We start from the raw sequence: 15,705 nt of genomic DNA on the forward strand, positions 1-15,705 counted from the left end.
GGTCCCGGGGCTACCGCCGCAGGGAGCGCCGGCTCGCGTCCGCCATGTGGGCCCGGTCGGCCGCCGCCGTGCCGTCCTCCCAGCCCGCGAGGTCCGTCGCTCCGCGCAGCCGGGTCGTCGTGGTCCGGGGGAACATCTCCTCCGCCCGCGAGGTGACCGCCACGTCCCGGGCGACCAGGGCCGGCAGGTTGCCGGGGGCCTCGGCCACGGTGTCGGCCACCGTGTGCTCGGCCGTCTCCGCGAGGCGCTGGCCGAGCCGGCTCGCGTAGGCCAGGAGGAAGGACTGCCGGAAGGTCTTGGTGCGCTTGCGCCCGCCCGCCCGCTGACCGGCCTCCGCACGGGTCATCGCGGCGGTGCCCTGGACGAGCAGGGAGGTGTACAGCAGCTCCACCGCCTCCAGGTCGCTCTCGAAGCCGACGACGGTGGAGAACTCGTAGGCGCTGTTCCACACGGACCGGCACCGGTTCGCGCTCGCCACCGCGTCGAGCAGCACCGCCTTGGCCTCCTCGTACGGGGCCTCGACGCCGATCCGACAGGCTCCGGGTATCTGCGCCGTGCCGGACTTCACCGCGAGCAGGGCCGCGTCCACGGTGTGCCGGGCCATGAGCTCCTGCGCCTTGGCGCTGAGCGCCTCCGCCTCCTCCGGGAAGGTGGTCGCCTCGGCCTTCGCGAGCAGCGCCCGGATCCGGCCGAGCATGCGGGGCTCGATGTGCGCGTGCTCGAGCAGGTCGCCCGCAGGGTCTCCCGGCACGGGCCCCACCGGCTCGATCGACGGCAGCCGGATCAGCAGCCGGAACACCTCCAGGACGGTCCCGGCCAGGCTGAAGCGGTCGGTGCGCTCCCGCTGGACCAGCCGTTCCCCGTACGCGGTGTCGTCCCCCCACCACACCTCGGCGTCGGTCCACCGCTCGGGCAGCCGCGCGTACCGCCGCGCCTCGGCGGCGATCAGGTCCTCGGCGATCCGCAGGTGCGCCTGCTCCAGGTCCCGGCGCACGAGCCGCAGCACGTCGGCCGGCCGCCATCCACGCTCCCAGGCCTGGCGCAGGTACTCCTCACCGCGCGCGAGCAGCGCCTGCCCGACCCCGGCCCACCGGTCCCCCTCGGCGACGAGCACCGACGCCCCGGCGTCCAGCCCGGCGTCGTCCTGGTTGTACAGCGCGGCCTCGCAGGCCCGGTCGACGATGTCTCTCACCCCTTCAGCTTGGCATGCCCGCCTGCTGCGCCTTCTCCTCGTCCCACTCCGCCCGGGCGGCCGCGATCTGCGGCCGGTTGGCCAGGGACCAGTCGGCGAGGCCCTTCACGAGGTGGGTCAGGCTGTGGCCGAGCGCGGTCAGCTCGTACTCGACCTGCGGCGGCACGGTCGGATACACGGTCCGCCGGACGAGTCCGTCGCGCTCCAGGCGACGGACGGTGAGGGTCAGCATCCGCTGGGAGACGCCCTCCAGGGACCGCTGCAGGGCGTTGAAGCGCAGGGCTCCGGCGGCGAGCTGGACGACGACGAGCACCGACCACCTGTCACCGAGCCGGTCGAGGACGTCGCGGATCCCGCAGTCGTCGTCGCAGCTCACCACCGGTTCGGGGGCGGTTACTTCGGTGTGCCCTGCTGACATGAATGTGCCTCCTTATGCGCCGCGCACTGATCGAACACGATAGGCGTGACGCGAAAGCGCACCCCCTGAACGATGACTCGGAGGCCCTCCCATGCTCTTGATCACCGGCGCTTCGGGCGGCCTCGGCTCCCTGGTCGCACAGCGGCTGGCGGACCGTCCGGACGTCCGCATCGGCACCCGCCGCCCCACCGGCCCCTCCGGCCCCTCCCAGGTCCGGGTCGACTTCGACGCACCGCAGACCCTGGACTTCCGGGGCGTGGACGCCCTCCTGCTGATCTCGGCGGGCTACGGGGAGGACGACGAGGTGATCAGCCGTCACGAGGCGGCGATCGCCGCGGCGGAGCGGGACGGGGTCCGCCACGTCGTCTACACGAGCCTCACGGCGGAGGGCGACCACCTCCCGTACGCACTGGCCCACCGCTGGACGGAACGCCGCCTCGCCGCCTCCCCCTCCCTCGCCTGGACCGTCCTGCGCAACGGCCTGTACGCGGAACTCCTGGCCGCCCTGGCAGCGCCGGGCCCCGACGGGCGGATCACCGCCCCGCTGGGCCGGGGCCGGCTGGCCGCGGTGGCCCGCGAGGACCTGGCGGACGTGGCGGTACGGGTCGCCCTCGACCCCGCCGCACACGCGGGCCGGGTGTACGAGCTGGTGGGCGACCGGCCCCTGTCGGGCGCCGACCTGGCCGCCGCGACGGGCTCCGTCTACGCCCCGGCCACCCTCGCCGAGGCCCGCGCGGCCCTCTCCGCCCCCGGAACGGCCCCCTTCCAGCCCCCGATGCTGGTCGGCACCTACTCCGCGATCGCCGCCGGTTTCCTCGCCACCCCGGACCAGGGCACGCTCCGCACCCTCCTGGCCGGCCCCCCGCGCCCCGCCCTGGAGACGTACAAGGCCTCCCTCCCGCAGCAACTCCAGCAAACCCAGCCGTCCGGCGCTTGAGGACCGGGGTCGGCCAAATCCAGCCCGTCCGGCGTTTGAGGACCGGGGTCTGGGGCGGAGCCCCAGGGGGGTCCGGGCGCAGCCCGGGGAACGGGCGAAGGGCGGGTCGGGGACCCACCGCCCCGCCCAGCGGCGCACACCTGTGCCAGCGCGCCGCGCACCGGCACTGTCAGACCCCGGTGGGACACTCGCACTCATGAGCGACCGCATCCCCCGGTGGGCCCTCGCCGAGGACGGCGACGGCCGGTGGCACGCCACGCCGCTGGACGACCCCACCGGCGGCCGCCGCCTCACCACCACCGACCCCGCGGAAGCGATCCGCGCAGCCCCCACCGGCACCCGCTGGGTCTGGCGCTCCACGCAAGCCGTCTACCCCCGACTCCTCGCCGCCGGCACCCGCGTCGAGCGCTGCCACGACATCGAGGACGCCGAGCTGCTCCTGCTCGCCCACGAGGGCCGCCTCGGCGAACCCCGCTCGGCGGCCGCCGCATGGGCCCGCCTGACGAACGCACCCGTACCGCCCGATCCCCCGCAGCGCGCGGCCGAGCCCGGCAGCCAGCACTCCCTGTTCGACCCCCAGCCCGCCCCCGTCCCGCTCGACGCCCTCGTCGCCGTCCACGCCGACCAGGTGAAACGGCAGGGCGCCACCGCCCACCCCGACCGGATGCGGCTGCTCGTGGCCTCCGAGTCGGCGGCCTTCCTCGTAGCCGCCGAGATGAACCGCGCGGGCCTGCCCTGGCGGGCCGACGTCCACCGGGCCCTGCTCACCGAGCTGCTCGGCGAGCGGTACGCGGGGCGCGGCCAGCCCCGCCGGCTCGCGGAGCTGGCCGACGAGGTCTCGGCGGCGTTCGGGAGGCGCGTACGGCCCGAGCTGGCCGCCGACGTCATCAAGGCCTTCGCCGAGGCCGGGATCAAGCTCAAGTCCACCCGGCGCTGGGAGATCCAGGAACTGGAACACCCGGCCGTGGAGCCCCTGATCGCGTTCAAGAAGCTGTACCGGATCTACACCGCCCACGGCTGGTCCTGGCTCGCGGACTGGGTCCACGACGGCCGTTTCCGCCCCGAGTTCATCCCCGGCGGCACCTACACCGGCCGCTGGGTCACCAACGGCGGCGGGGCCCTGCAGATCCCCAAGGTGATCCGCCGGGCCGTCGTCGCCGACCCCGGCTGGCGGCTCGTCGTGGCCGACGCCGACCAGATGGAGCCCCGGGTGCTCGCCGCGATCTCCCGCGACCCCGCCTTCATGGAGGTGGCCGGCCGCCCCGAGGACCTGTACACCTCCATCTCCCGCCAGGGCTTCTCCGGCGACCGCGACATGGCGAAGATCGCCGTGCTCGGCGCGGTGTACGGGCAGACCTCCGGGGACGGCCTGAAGAACCTGGCCGCGCTGCGCCGCCGGTTCCCCCGGGCCGTGGCCTACGTGGACGACGCCGCGAAGGCGGGCGAGGAGGGGCGGCTCGTACGGACCTGGCTGGGCCGCACCTGCCCGCCGCCGACCGATCCGGAGGACGCCGAGGAGCTCCCCGACGGCTACGTCCCGAGCTACGCCTCGACCGACGCCCGGGCCCGCGGCCGCTTCACCCGCAACTTCGTCGTGCAGGGCAGCGCCGCGGACTGGGCGCTGCTCCTGCTCGCGGCCCTGCGCCGGTCCCTCGCGGAGGCGGGGATGCGGGCCGAGCTGGTCTTCTTCCAGCACGACGAGGTCATCGTCCACTGCCCCGAGGAGGAGGCGCCCGCCGTGGTCGCGGCGATCCGCGCGGCGGGCGACCTGGCCGGCCGGATCACCTTCGGCGAGACCCCGGTCCGCTTCCCCTTCACCACGGCCGTCGTGGAGTGCTACGCGGACGCGAAGTGACGTAGGGGAAGCGGCCGGGGGTGGGGCTCCTCCTACTGCCCGTACTCCGAGGACCACTTCGGGCTCGTCACGAGCTCCTTCATCCGCTCCACGCTCAGCACCGGCTCCTTGCGGGTCACCGCCGACCCCTGGGTCGCGGCGTTGAACGAGGACAGGATCAGCCGGGTCCCGTTCGGCCGCAGCGCCTCGGCACTCCACCAGAGCATGCCGGGCACGTCCTTGTCCCCGTCCCGCTTCCGGGTGAGGACCTTCGTTCCGTCCGGCAGCGTCTCGGCGTCCTTGAACAGGTCGGCCCACGTTCCCGGGTGCTTCGGGTTGTCCGGCTGGATCTGGAGGCTGACGAGGGATTTGCCCTTGCCCTCGTCGAGCACCAGGTAGCCCAGATCGGCCCCCTCCTCGTCGCGGCTCACGACCGGGATCCCGTCCGTGCGCAGCAGCTCCTCCAGGATGACCACCGCCTTCGCCCCCGAGCGGCCGGCCGGACGCGCCTCCTCCTGACCGGCGGCCGGCAGGTCGTTCAGCGCCGGATGCCACAGCGGGGAGGTCACGAGCGCCTTCATCTGCGCGAGCGTGAGCGGCGGTGTCGGACGGCTGACGGGCGCGCCCTTCTCCTGCTCCGAGTTCTCCTCGTGGGCGTCCACCATGAACCCCTGGGGGGTCACCACGATGGCGCGCCAGGACTTCACGTCGGCCCGGTGGTCGGGGTACACGTAGCCCTTGTAGAGGAAAAGCCGCGAGCCGTCCTCGAGCGTCTCCGAGGTGCAACTGTCGTACTTCGTGGTGGTCTTGGAGGGGCACTTGAGCATGTCCTCGGCCATCTCGCCCTTCGGGTCGATCCGGTGGAGGCCGAAGCCGACCATGCTCTTGCCCTCGCCGTCATCGAAGACCGCGCTCACCGCCGGGCCCAGCTCGTGGCCCGTTCCGCGCGCCTCGACGGCGCTGAGCGTGCCCTGCGGCAGGAGCTGCTTGAGCACCCCGGTCAGCTGTTCGGCGGTGACGGCTCCGGTTCCGACGCGGCTGTTGTTGCGCTGCGTCTGCCCCTCCCGGACCAACGGCCCCAGCGCGGGCGGCTCCTGCGAGGACGCCACGTTCGCCCGGCCCCCGCCCGTCCCCCAGAGCATCCCGTTCGCGTACGCCCCGGCGGTACCGATCAGCGCCAGGGCGAGCACCGAGCCGCCGGCGATGGCGGCCCTGCGACGGGCCACCATCCGCCGCCCGCGCCGCTCCCCGGCGTCCACGAGGTCGCGGCCTTCGGAGGTGAAGCCGTCACCCGTGTGACGGAGGGCCTCGCCGAGCTCATCTTCAAAGGGCATGCGGAATCGGACCTTCCGTCCAAGGGGATCACGGGATGAGAGAAGTGGAATCGATGTGCCCGCGTACGGGCGGTGGGCTCAGCGCCCAGCGAACTCGGCGAGCGAGCCGCCCAGTTGCTCCCGCAGCCGGGTCAGCGCACGCGAGCTGCGGGTCCGTACGGCCGCCGAGCTGACGTTCATCGCGTCGGCGGTCTCCTCGACGCTGCGGTCCTCCCAGTACCGCAGCACCAGGACCGCCCGGTCCTTCGGCGCCAGCCGCCCCAGCGCCTCCAGCAGCGTCAGCCTCAGCACGGGATCGCCGCCGGCCGGCGCGCCCGCATCGGGGAACTCCCCGACCGGACGCTCCCCCGCCGACCGGCGGCGCTGGTGCGTCAGGAAGGCACGCACCAGCACGGTTTGCGCGTACGCCGCCGGATTGTCGATCCGGGCGATGCGGGACCACAGGAGGTACATCCGCCCGAGGGTCTCCTGTACGAGATCCTCCGCAAGGTGGGTGTCACCGCTGGTCAGCAGACAGGCCGACCGGTACAAATGCGCCGATCTTCCCGTCGCGAACTCACGGAACCCATCTCTGCGTCCGTACCCCATCGGCTCCCCCTCGCGTCCGTCTCACCCCAATGACGCGACGGGGAGCGGGAATGTTTCAGCCGGTCTCAGACCGATGCGGAAACAGCCCCGGGACCCGTCTCGGAGCCCGCACCGGAGCCCGTCTCGGAGCCCGCACCGGAGAGGTCGTGGAAGTACATGTGGAACTCCTCGCGGACGAACCCCTCCGCCTCGTACAGCCCCTGCGCGACGAGGTTGTCGTACGCCGTCTCCAGCTGCACGCCCGAAACCCCGGCCTCCCGCGCCCGGCGCAGCACCTCGCGCAGCAGCGCGCGGCCCGCGCCCGTACGGCGGCCGGCGGGCGCCACGTACAGGTCGCCCAGCAGCCATGCGGGCTTCATGGCCAGCGAGGAGAACATCGGGTAGACCTGCGTGAAGCCGACCGCGCCCGCACCCGGGACCTCGGCGAGCAGGATGAAGGAGTCGCCGCCCGCCAGCCGCTCCGCCAGGAAGGCGCGCGGGCGCTCCGGGTCCTCGACCTCCACCTCGTAGAACTCCAGGTAGCCGCGGAAGAGCTCGGCGGCGGTGTCCAGATCCGCCTCGCCCGCCTGGCGCAGGACCACCTTGCCCCCGCCGTCGGCGGCCTCCGGGGTGCGGGCCTCGTCGTGCGTCGTCCGACCGTTCATATCGCTCTCCCTCGTGGCGTCCCTGTCGCGCTCCCCAATTCTGCAACCGCGCGCGCCGGTCGCGACGCCCGCACCGGCCGTGGCTGCGGCGCGGGAACCGCCGAATCGCGACGAAACGGCAGACCGTCGATACTTCGTGAAACGGGCCCGGGCAGGAGACGGAATGCGGTGGAAGAGCCGGCTGGAAGGCCTGCGTTCCGGTGCGGAGCTGCGCTTCCCCTTCCTCTCCGAGCTCACGAGCAGGCTGCTGTCCGCGAACCTCCTGGATTCGGGGACCCGCCTCGCGGCCCAGGCCTTCCTGGGCTCGGTGCCCCTGCTCTTCGCCTTCGCGGCCTTCGCCCCGACGGGCGTGCGCGACCAGCTCCGCGATTCCCTGCGCGCCATGTTCGGGCTCAGCGGCGCATCCGACCAGGAGCTGCAACAGGTCCTGTACGGAACGGCCGACGACGGCCTGCGGGAGACCACCGGCATCGTCGGCGTGCTGGTCACACTGGTGTCGGCCACCAGCCTCAGCCGGGCGATGGCCCGGGTCTGCGAGCGGGCCTGGCTGCTGCCCAAGGCCGGGACCCGGATCGCGGCCTGGCGCTGGGTGGTGTGGCTCCTGGTGATGGTGCTGGTGCTCGTGCTGCAGGGCCCGATCCGCGACGGCTTCGGCGCCGGCCCCCTCGTCGGAACACCGCTCTTCTTCCTGGTGAGCACGGGCGTCTGGCTGTGGACGCAGCACCTCCTGCTCGCCAACCGCGTCACCTGGTCGGCGCTGCTGCCCGGCGCCCTGCTGGCGGGGGCCGCCACCAGCGTGCTCGGGCTGACGGCACGCGTCTACATACCGCCGGCGCTCGATCGGGCCATGGGGGAATACGGCTCCCTCGGCCTCGTGCTCGTCGTGCTCTCGTGGCTGATCGCCGTCTGCGCCTCGGTCGCCTTCGCGGTGACCATCGGCGCGGTACTGGCGGAGGAGCCGCCCCTGAACAGGTACGTGAGAACGCCCGGCAGCGGGCCGCCCCCCGCATCCCCCGGACGGCCCAACCCCGGTCGCCCGGGGGACCCCGTCGGTCGAGGCTGACGAGGACGCGCCGCGATCACCGCGGATGAGGAGGCACGGTGTCGGACGAAGGATCGGCCGCGCAGGAGCTCGCGGAACTCCGCGCCCGTGTCGCGACGCTCGAAGCGGAACGGCTGTCGCGGCCGCCCCGGCACCGCGCGAAGTCCTTCCTGGCCGCCCTGCTGATCGTCCTCGGCTGTGTGCTCGCGCCCCTAGGGATCGTCGCGGCCTGGGCGGCGGACGAGGTGGGCGACACCGACCGCTACGTGGCGACCGTCGCCCCGCTGGCTTCGGACCCGGCCGTCCAGGACGCCGTCGCCGACCGGGTCACCGACGCCCTCATGACCCGGATCGACCTGGCGTCCCTGCTGTCCGACACGGCGCCGGAGGACCGGCCGCTCCTGGAGAAGGCTCTGGGGAAGCTGGGCGACTCCCTCGAAGGGGCGGTCCGCAGCTTCGTGCACGACAAGGCGCGGGCCGTCACCGGCTCGGACGCCTTCGCCACCCTCTGGACCGAGGCCAACCGCAAGATCCACACCTCCGTGGACAAGGCGCTCACCGGGAGCGGCGGCGGCGCGGTGAGCCTGGAGGGCGACACGGTCACGCTCGACCTCGGTCCCGTCGTCGACCTCGTGAAACAGCGCCTCGTGGACGAGGGCATGCAGGCCGCCGGACGCATCCCGGAGATCCACACCGACTTCACGCTCGTCCGCTCCGACGAGATCGGCAAGGTCAAGACCTACGTCCGGCTCCTGCAGATCACCGGGAACTGGCTGCCCGTCCTCGCCGTACTCCTGGTGGCCGGCGGCGTCCTGCTCTCGCGGCGACGGCGCCGGGCCCTGGTCGCGGGGGCCCTGGGCGTGGCCGCCGCCACCGCGCTGCTCGGCATCGGGCTCCGGGTCTTCCGCGTGGTCTACCTCGACGCGCTGCCCGCGGGGGTCTCCCCGGAAGCCGCCGGAGCCGTCTACGACACCCTGACCCACCTGATCCACACCATGATCAGAATGGTCGTGGCCCTGGGACTCGTCCTCGCCCTGTCCGCCTGGCTCACCGGCCCCGGCCGCCGCGCCGGCCTGCTCAGGGGCCTGTGGACCTCGGGGATCGGCGCGGCGCGCACCACGGCCGACCGCGCCGGCCTGCGCACGGGCCCGGTGGGGCCGTTCGTCCGCCGCCACCGCTCCTGGATCGTCTGGGCCCTGACCGCGGCAGCACTCGCCGCCTACCTCCTCTGGTCCTACCCCACCGGCTGGGTGGTCGTCGGCCTGGCGCTCGCCCTGCTCTTCGCCCTGGCGGTGGTCGAGTTCCTGGGCGCGGAAGCCTCCGGCGGAACGCCGCCGACGACGAGGGCCGCCCCCAGGTCGTGGCTGTGACGCCTTCACCGCAGGGCGAGCTGTTCCCTGCGGGGCACGTGGTCAGTCCTTCCCCGTGACGGGCTGGGCCGGCAGCGTGTAGACGTGCTGCGGGGTCACGATCTTGGTGATCGCCTCGCCGAACAGCGTGCTCGGCTCCTCGCCCTCGGCGGAGATGTCGGTGTTGAGCAGCACGACCAGGGTGGCACCGGACTGCTGCGGGTTGTAGACGGTCAGCGACTGGTAGCCGGGCAGCGAGCCGTTGTGCCCGATCCACCCCTGGACGTTGAAGATCCCCAGTCCGTAGCCGGTGCCCGGCAGGGCCGGTACGACGTCGAGGCGCTCGGCCTGGGTGGCGGGGGTGAGCAGCTCACCGGTGGCCAGCACCTTGGCCCACTGCCGCAGGTCCGTGAGGTCGGAGATCATCGCTCCGGCGGCCCAGCCCCAGGAGGGGTTCCAGTCGGCCGCGTCCTCGGTCTTCCCCGAGGCCGTCTGGTCCGTGTAGCCCTGCGCGTGCGGGGTCGGGAACTCGGCGCCGGTCGGGAAGAGGGTGTGCTTCAGCCCGGCGGGCTCGACGACCTCCTCGGTGATGTAGTCGGCGAGCGTCTGCCCGCTGATCTTCTCCACGACGAGCCCGATCAGGATCAGGTTGGTGTTGCAGTAGTAGAACTTCGCGTTCGGCTCGAAGAGCACCGGGTGCTTGAAGGAGTAGGCGAGCAGCTCCTGCGGGGTGAAGGGCCTCCGGGGATCGCTGGTCAGCGCCTTGAAGAAGTCCTCGTCGGCCGAGTAGTTGAACAGTCCGCTGCGCATGCCCGCCAGCTCGCGCAGCGTGATCCGGTCGCCGTTGGGCACGCCGTCGACGTACTTGCCGATGGGGTCGTCCAGCCCGATCTTGCCCTCGTCGACCAGCTTCAGCATCGCGGTCACGGTGAAGGTCTTGGTCTCGCTGCCGATCCGCATGTTGAGGCCGTCGGTCATGGGCGCACCGGTGGCCTTGTCGGCCACGCCGAAGGCCCGTACGTACGTTCCCTTGCCCGGCGCCGACAGGGCCACTTGGACCCCGGGGATCTTGGCCTCGTCCATCACCTTCCGGATGGCGTCGTCCAACTGCCGCGCCACGGCGGGGGTGAGCTGCGGAAACTCATCGGATACGGCCGGACTGCTCGCCGCCGGTGGTGTCGGCACGTCCACGGCGTACCCGGCACCGGCCCCCACGGGCACCATCAGGAGCCCCACTGCGGCCGCTCCCACAGCCGCCCTGCGCAACCGTGTCGTGCTCACCCGTCCAACGTAGCCCCGGCCCGGGGGCCGGGCGACCGGAGCCGTTCAGCCCACCCGGTAGGCCCGGAGGAAGGCGGCGACGCCGCCCGCGATCAGGTGGTCGGTCCGGTCCTTGGGAAGGGGCACGACTCCGTAGTGCGAGAGCTGCACGATGGAGTGCGAGGTCAGCGCCATGAAGTGGGCGCCCGCCAGCATCGCGTCGCCGCGTACGTCGATCAGCCCGGCGGCGTCGAGTCCCGCCATCGCGTCCGCGAGCGCGCGGGACACCGGGCCGGGGCCGGCGTTCGACCAGGCTTCCATGACCTCCGGGGGCACGTGGTCGGCTTCGGCGTGGATGTGGCGGACCAGCGCGAAGTGGTCGGCGTAGTCGGTCATGAGCCCGATGACCCGGTGGGCGAAGGCGACGAGGTCCCGCTCCAGATCCTCCGGGCGGGGCGGGCGTTCGGGGTTCAGGACGGCCTCGATCTGCGCGATCTGGGCGTCGCGCACCTGCCCCGAGGTCCAGGTGACGACGGTGGCGAAGAGCATGGCCTTGCCGCCCGGGAAGTGGTTGTAGAGCGTGCGGGTCGAGACGCCGGCCGCGGCGGCGAGCGCGTCGACCGAGGCGCGGGCGTAGCCCTCGCGGCCGAAGACCCCGCAGGAGGCGCTCGCGATGGCGATCTGCTTCTCCAGCTTCTTGGCATTGGTGCCGGTGCCCGCGCCGGTGCCGGTGCTCATTTCGCCTCCACACAAGAAGTACAACGACCGTTGCACTTTTTACAACGGTCGTTGTAGTTTACCGGAGGAGCGGCCGCACGGGCGGCCGCACCGCCAACGAGGGGGATCCGCCATGTCCGTCGCCACTTCCGTTCCCACCGCTCCCCAGGCGGACGCGCCGCTGCGCGTCGCCGTCATCCTCGGCAGCGTCCGCGAGGGCCGCCAGGGCCCCGCCGTCGCCGACTGGTTCCTCGGCGCCGCGGGCGCCGTCGGCGGCCTGGACCTCGACCTCATCGACCTCGCCGACGTCGACCTGCCGCTGGCCATGCCCGGCTGGGGCGGTTCTCCGAGCCCGCAGGCGGCCGCCGCCCTCGCGGAGGTCAGCCCGCGGCTGGCCGCCGCCGACGCCTTCGTCATCGTCACCCCCGAGTACAACCACAGCTTCCCCGCCGTACTGAAGAACCTCATCGACTGGCACCGCGAGGAATGGCAGGCCAAGCCGGCCGGCTTCGTCTCCTACGGCGGCCTCGGCGGCGGCCTGCGCGCCGTCGAGCAGCTCCGGCTGGTCTTCGCCGAGCTGCACGCCGTGACCGTGCGCGACTCCGTCAGCCTGCACGGCTCCTGGTCCGGACTGGGCCCGGACGGCGTTCCGCGCGACACCGCCGTGACCGAGGGCGCGGTCAAGGGCATGCTCGGCCAGCTGACCTGGTGGGGACGCGCGCTGCGCGCCGCCCGCGCGAGCCACCCGTACCAGGGCTGAGGGGCGGCACGAGGATGCGTACGACACGGGAACCCGACGGGCCCGCATCGGCGGCAACGCCCGCGGACCGCGTGATCGGCGCCGACACCACGACCGACACCACCGGCTCCCCCGCCCCGGCATCCGCAGCGCTGCTGCGGCGCACCGCGGGCGTCGTCATCGTCGGCTCGGTCATGTCGGTGCTCGACATGACGATCGTCAACGTCGCCCTGCACCGCCTCTCCGAGGCCTTCCACGCCCCCCTGGCGACCATCCAGTGGGCCGCCAGCGCGTACACGCTCGCGCTCGCCGCCGTCATCCCGGCCTCGGCCTGGGCGATGGGCCGCTTCGGCGCCAAGCGCACCTACCTGGGCGCCCTCACCCTGTTCTCGCTCGGATCGCTGCTCGCCGCGTGTGCCTGGAGCGCCGGGAGCCTGATCGCCTTCCGCGCGGTACAGGGCCTCGGCGGCGGGCTGCTCATGCCCGTCGGCATGGCCATGGTGATGCGCGCGGCGGACCCCGCCCGGCTCGGGCGGGTGATGGCCCTGCTCGGGCTGCCCATCATCGTCGGGCCGGTGGCCGGTCCGGTGCTGGGCGGCTGGCTGGTCGACTCGGCGTCCTGGCAGTGGATCTTCCTGGTCAACCTGCCCGTCGGGGCGGTCGCCCTGTTCCTCGCCGCGAAGCTGCTGCGCTCCGACGCGCCGGGCTCCTCGGCCTCCCCGCCCCGGCTGGACGTACCCGGCCTGCTGATGCTCTCCCCTGGCCTCGCCCTGCTCCTCTACGGCCTGGCCCGCGGCGGGGAAGGCGGCACCTTCACCGCACCCGACGCCCTGCTCCCCACCCTGGCCGGCACCGCACTCGTGGCCGCCTTCGCCCGCCGGTCTTTGACCGCCCGCGAGCCCCTCCTCGACCTGAAACTCCTCCGCGACCGCACCTTCCGGGCGGGCATCGTCACACTCACCCTCTTCACCTGCGGCTACTTCGGATCCATGCTGCTCGGACCGATGTACTGGCAGCAGGGCCGCGGCATGACCGCGACGGCGGCCGGCCTGCTGGGCGCGCCGGCCGGACTCACCGTCGGGCTGGTCATGCAGATCGCCTCGCGCCGCGTGGACAAGGTCTCCCCGCGCCGGCTGATCCGGGCCGGGATCGCGGTGGGCGCACTGGGCATGGCCCTGACCGCGCTCCAGGCCGGATCCGCGGAGGCGGCGCCCTGGCGGTTCGTCACCGCTTCGGTCGTCATGGGCATCGGCGCCGGGATGGTCATGATGCCGACGATGACCACCGCGAGCCGGGACCTGCCAAGGGCCCGCATGACCGCCGCGAGCACCCTCCTCAGCATCAACTCCCAGATCGGCGCCTCGGTGGGCACGGCCCTCCTCTCGGTCACCCTGACCGAAGCGGGCACGACCCCGACGGGCTTCCGCACCACCTACGCAATAGCGGCCCTCCTCCTCACCCTGGCCCTGCTCCCGGCATCCCAACTCCCCACCCGCCGCCCCTGACCCACCCGCCCCGATGCCGTCCGCGAGCATCATCAGCAGGTACTCGCACACTTCCAGCCCGGACTCCTCGACTGCGACCAGGAGTCCGGGCTCTGTCGTGCCCACCCCCACCCCCACCCCGACCCCGACCCCGGCTCCGACGGAGCGCGAGCGGGCTGTCAGGGCGTGGCCAAATAGGTCCTGGCCGGTGCGTGCCAACGTCACGAAAGCGCTGGTCGGGCGCGTTCTCAGGGGCCTGCGACCGGCACCAAGCGGCCCGGGCGTTTCATGCCAGCCGCAAGTCCTTACGCGCGGGGTGCACGGAGGGAGAAGCTCTCTCCAACGCCACCGGGAAACGGTCTCCGAACAGACCGCTTGCCGGGCCGTCGACCACCCACACCCCCACGCGTCGAGGAACACCGCCACCGAGCAGCAGGAGCCCAGTACCCCATGAGAGTCCTCATATCCAGTGTCTCCTCGGATTCACACACCTGGAATCTCGTCTATCTCCAGCTCCTGCTGGAGGAACTCGGTCATCAGACCGTCAATCTCGGTGCCTGTGTGCCGGAATCACTGCTTGTGCAGGAAGCCCTCAGCGAGCGTCCCGACCTGGTCGTCATCAGCAGCGTCAACGGTCACGGCCACCAGCAGGGCGGATCGTACGTCCGCGCCGTGCACGAGCACCTTCCCGGACTTCCGGTCGTCATCGGCGGCAAGCTGGGCACTCGGGGAGACGGCAACGCCGACTACATCGCCGACCTGCTCGACCAGGGCTTCTCCGGGGTCTTCGTCGGTGAGGACGCGATCCCGGAGTTCGTCCGGCACCTCGAGCACCTCGACGCCCTGGTCGCGGCGTGATGACGTCACCGGCGCCCATCGCCTTCTCCTCCTACGTGGCCGAGCACCACGCGCAGGGCCGGCTCGTGGTCCAGCCCCGGATGGGCTTCGGCACCATCCCCCGCATGCGTGACGGCCTGCGGGCCGTCGCCGGAGCGCGGGCCGACACCGTCGGCACCCTCACCCTGGACAGCTACACCAGGGTCGGCGATCACGCGGCCGCCGACCTCGCCCTCCGCGACGGCCACGACCTGAACGGCTATCCCCTCGTACTGCACGGGGCCGCCGACACCCGCGGCATGGTCGCCGAGGCCGTCGGCACCCGCGTACCCGTCCAGGTACGGCACGGCTCCGCCCAGCCCCTGAAGATCTTCAGGACCCTGCTGGACGCGGGACTGGACGCCACCGAAGGCGGCCCCGTCTCCTACTGCCTGCCCTACAGCCGAGTTCCGCTCGCCAAGGCCGTCGAGGCCTGGGCCGAGTGCTGCGAGGTCCTCGCGCCGGGCCCCGGCGACGGCAGGCCCGGACACCTGGAGAGCTTCGCCGGCTGCATGCTGGGCCAGTTGTGCCCGCCCTCGCTGACGGTCGCGCTCAGCATCCTGGAGGGTCTCTTCTTCCGGCAGCACGGGCTGCGCAGCATCTCGCTGAGCTACGCCCAGCAGGTGCACGCCGGGCAGGACCTCGAGGCCATCCGGGCACTTCGCCGGCTCATCGGCGAGTTCCTGCCCGACCTGGACACCCACATCGTCGTCTACACGTTCATGGGGCTCTTCCCCAACACCCCCGAGGGCGCTGCGGCGATCTCCCGCGACAGCGTGGAACTGGCCATGTCGGCCGGCGCGCACCGGCTGATCGTCAAGACCGCCGTCGAATCCTCGCGCATCCCCACGGTCGCGGAGAACGTCGAGGCGCTGGAACTCGCGGCCGCGCACGCGGCCCGCTTCGCGCCGCAGGTCGCTCTCGCCCGCACGGAGCACCGCGACGAGCACGACGCGGACAGCGAGACCTACCTGGAGGCTCGCGCCCTGATCGATGCGGTGCGCGGGCTGCGTCATGACATCGGTGACTCCCTGGTCACCGCATTCCGTACCGGTGTGCTGGACCTGCCGTACTGCCTCCACCCGGACAACGCCGGGCGGACACGGACCGCCTTCACCCCCGAGGGGCGGCTCACCTGGGCCGATACCGGTCGGATGCCCCTGCCTCCGCGGAGCGCGCGCACGGCCCCCCGCGCGGGCGGCTCGGCCGAGCTGCTCCGGATGCTCGGCGAGAACCAGAGGCGCTACGACCTCCGGCCCGCACCCCCCGTCCTTCGATAGAAGAGGTTCAC

At 72.8% G+C, this 15,705-nt stretch carries 15 protein-coding genes; 8 read left to right on the top strand and 7 right to left on the bottom strand.

Annotated features, from left to right (window positions below):
* Nucleotides 1–10: 10 nt before the first annotated feature.
* The gene (locus ACE1OC_RS18370) at nt 11–1,192 is read right to left on the bottom strand and encodes a DUF2786 domain-containing protein (RefSeq protein WP_407837904.1); all 1,182 of its coding nucleotides are present in this window, start codon (nt 1,190–1,192) and stop codon (nt 11–13) included.
* Between the two features lie 4 nt (nt 1,193–1,196).
* Nucleotides 1,197–1,610, bottom strand: coding sequence for a winged helix-turn-helix transcriptional regulator (locus tag ACE1OC_RS18375; protein ID WP_407837905.1), 414 nt, complete (start codon nt 1,608–1,610; stop codon nt 1,197–1,199).
* Nucleotides 1,611–1,701: 91 nt separating this feature from the next.
* Between ACE1OC_RS18375 and ACE1OC_RS18380 the strand changes: the two genes are divergently transcribed.
* Both ACE1OC_RS18380 and ACE1OC_RS18385 read left to right on the top strand, forming a co-directional pair.
* Entirely contained in the window at nt 1,702–2,547 is an 846-nt protein-coding gene (locus ACE1OC_RS18380) for an NAD(P)H-binding protein (RefSeq protein WP_407837906.1), read from the top strand.
* Nucleotides 2,548–2,743: 196 nt separating this feature from the next.
* Nucleotides 2,744–4,402, top strand: coding sequence for a bifunctional 3'-5' exonuclease/DNA polymerase (locus ACE1OC_RS18385; protein WP_407837907.1), 1,659 nt, complete (start codon nt 2,744–2,746; stop codon nt 4,400–4,402).
* Between the two features lie 32 nt (nt 4,403–4,434).
* Here ACE1OC_RS18385 and ACE1OC_RS18390 read toward each other — a convergent pair whose 3' ends face one another.
* The 3 genes from ACE1OC_RS18390 to ACE1OC_RS18400 form a co-directional block, all read right to left on the bottom strand.
* Nucleotides 4,435–5,715: a hypothetical protein gene (locus tag ACE1OC_RS18390; RefSeq protein ID WP_407837908.1), complete on the bottom strand. Its 1,281-nt coding sequence runs from the start codon at nt 5,713–5,715 to the stop codon at nt 4,435–4,437.
* A gap of 78 nt (nt 5,716–5,793) precedes the next feature.
* Nucleotides 5,794–6,303, bottom strand: coding sequence for a SigE family RNA polymerase sigma factor (locus tag ACE1OC_RS18395; protein ID WP_407837909.1), 510 nt, complete (start codon nt 6,301–6,303; stop codon nt 5,794–5,796).
* 65 nt (nt 6,304–6,368) lie between these two features.
* Nucleotides 6,369–6,947 (bottom strand): GNAT family N-acetyltransferase, encoded by a 579-nt coding sequence (locus tag ACE1OC_RS18400; protein ID WP_407837910.1) that lies wholly within the window; start codon nt 6,945–6,947, stop codon nt 6,369–6,371.
* Nucleotides 6,948–7,110: 163 nt separating this feature from the next.
* On the opposite strand from ACE1OC_RS18400, the gene ACE1OC_RS18405 reads away from it, so the two are divergent.
* Nucleotides 7,111–8,010: a YhjD/YihY/BrkB family envelope integrity protein gene (locus tag ACE1OC_RS18405; RefSeq protein ID WP_407837911.1), complete on the top strand. Its 900-nt coding sequence runs from the start codon at nt 7,111–7,113 to the stop codon at nt 8,008–8,010.
* A 38-nt stretch (nt 8,011–8,048) separates the two neighbouring features.
* On the top strand, nt 8,049–9,359 hold the full coding sequence (locus ACE1OC_RS18410) for an LPXTG cell wall anchor domain-containing protein (protein WP_407837912.1): 1,311 nt from the start codon (nt 8,049–8,051) through the stop codon (nt 9,357–9,359).
* Nucleotides 9,360–9,401: 42 nt separating this feature from the next.
* Here the strand turns inward: ACE1OC_RS18410 and ACE1OC_RS18415 are convergent, their stop codons facing one another.
* Both ACE1OC_RS18415 and ACE1OC_RS18420 read right to left on the bottom strand, forming a co-directional pair.
* Nucleotides 9,402–10,562, bottom strand: a complete 1,161-nt coding sequence (locus ACE1OC_RS18415) for a serine hydrolase domain-containing protein (RefSeq protein ID WP_407841599.1) — start codon at nt 10,560–10,562, stop codon at nt 9,402–9,404.
* A 102-nt stretch (nt 10,563–10,664) separates the two neighbouring features.
* A complete protein-coding gene (locus ACE1OC_RS18420; RefSeq protein ID WP_407837913.1) occupies nt 10,665–11,336 on the bottom strand; it encodes a TetR/AcrR family transcriptional regulator in 672 nt (223 codons plus the stop codon).
* 112 nt (nt 11,337–11,448) lie between these two features.
* Between ACE1OC_RS18420 and ACE1OC_RS18425 the strand changes: the two genes are divergently transcribed.
* From ACE1OC_RS18425 to ACE1OC_RS18440, 4 genes are all read left to right on the top strand, one after another.
* Complete coding sequence (locus tag ACE1OC_RS18425) at nt 11,449–12,075, top strand: NADPH-dependent FMN reductase (protein ID WP_407837914.1); 627 nt, start codon at nt 11,449–11,451, stop codon at nt 12,073–12,075.
* A 14-nt stretch (nt 12,076–12,089) separates the two neighbouring features.
* Entirely contained in the window at nt 12,090–13,559 is a 1,470-nt protein-coding gene (locus ACE1OC_RS18430) for a DHA2 family efflux MFS transporter permease subunit (protein ID WP_407837915.1), read from the top strand.
* A gap of 429 nt (nt 13,560–13,988) precedes the next feature.
* Nucleotides 13,989–14,396, top strand: coding sequence for a cobalamin B12-binding domain-containing protein (locus tag ACE1OC_RS18435; RefSeq protein WP_407837916.1), 408 nt, complete (start codon nt 13,989–13,991; stop codon nt 14,394–14,396).
* Nucleotides 14,396–15,694: a methylaspartate mutase gene (locus ACE1OC_RS18440; protein ID WP_407841600.1), complete on the top strand. Its 1,299-nt coding sequence runs from the start codon at nt 14,396–14,398 to the stop codon at nt 15,692–15,694. The genes ACE1OC_RS18435 and ACE1OC_RS18440 overlap by 1 nt, the downstream gene beginning before the upstream one ends.
* Nucleotides 15,695–15,705 lie beyond the last annotated feature (11 nt).

The organism is Streptomyces stoeckheimensis (genome assembly GCF_045822005.1).
Taxonomy (GTDB): domain Bacteria; phylum Actinomycetota; class Actinomycetes; order Streptomycetales; family Streptomycetaceae; genus Streptomyces; species Streptomyces stoeckheimensis.

What these genes read in the sequence shown, in the direction of transcription:
- ACE1OC_RS18435 (WP_407837916.1), top strand. Translation starts at nt 13,989, where the DNA reads ATGAGAGTCCTCATATCCAGTGTCTCCTCGGATTCACACACCTGGAAT.
- ACE1OC_RS18390 (WP_407837908.1), bottom strand. Translation starts at nt 5,715, where the DNA reads ATGCCCTTTGAAGATGAGCTCGGCGAGGCCCTCCGTCACACGGGTGAC.
- ACE1OC_RS18395 (WP_407837909.1), bottom strand. Translation starts at nt 6,303, where the DNA reads ATGGGGTACGGACGCAGAGATGGGTTCCGTGAGTTCGCGACGGGAAGA.
- ACE1OC_RS18430 (WP_407837915.1), top strand. Translation starts at nt 12,090, where the DNA reads ATGCGTACGACACGGGAACCCGACGGGCCCGCATCGGCGGCAACGCCC.
- ACE1OC_RS18415 (WP_407841599.1), bottom strand. Translation starts at nt 10,562, where the DNA reads ATGGTGCCCGTGGGGGCCGGTGCCGGGTACGCCGTGGACGTGCCGACA.
- ACE1OC_RS18425 (WP_407837914.1), top strand. Translation starts at nt 11,449, where the DNA reads ATGTCCGTCGCCACTTCCGTTCCCACCGCTCCCCAGGCGGACGCGCCG.
- ACE1OC_RS18380 (WP_407837906.1), top strand. Translation starts at nt 1,702, where the DNA reads ATGCTCTTGATCACCGGCGCTTCGGGCGGCCTCGGCTCCCTGGTCGCA.
- ACE1OC_RS18375 (WP_407837905.1), bottom strand. Translation starts at nt 1,610, where the DNA reads ATGTCAGCAGGGCACACCGAAGTAACCGCCCCCGAACCGGTGGTGAGC.
- ACE1OC_RS18420 (WP_407837913.1), bottom strand. Translation starts at nt 11,336, where the DNA reads ATGAGCACCGGCACCGGCGCGGGCACCGGCACCAATGCCAAGAAGCTG.
- ACE1OC_RS18440 (WP_407841600.1), top strand. Translation starts at nt 14,396, where the DNA reads ATGACGTCACCGGCGCCCATCGCCTTCTCCTCCTACGTGGCCGAGCAC.
- ACE1OC_RS18405 (WP_407837911.1), top strand. Translation starts at nt 7,111, where the DNA reads ATGCGGTGGAAGAGCCGGCTGGAAGGCCTGCGTTCCGGTGCGGAGCTG.
- ACE1OC_RS18385 (WP_407837907.1), top strand. Translation starts at nt 2,744, where the DNA reads ATGAGCGACCGCATCCCCCGGTGGGCCCTCGCCGAGGACGGCGACGGC.
- ACE1OC_RS18400 (WP_407837910.1), bottom strand. Translation starts at nt 6,947, where the DNA reads ATGAACGGTCGGACGACGCACGACGAGGCCCGCACCCCGGAGGCCGCC.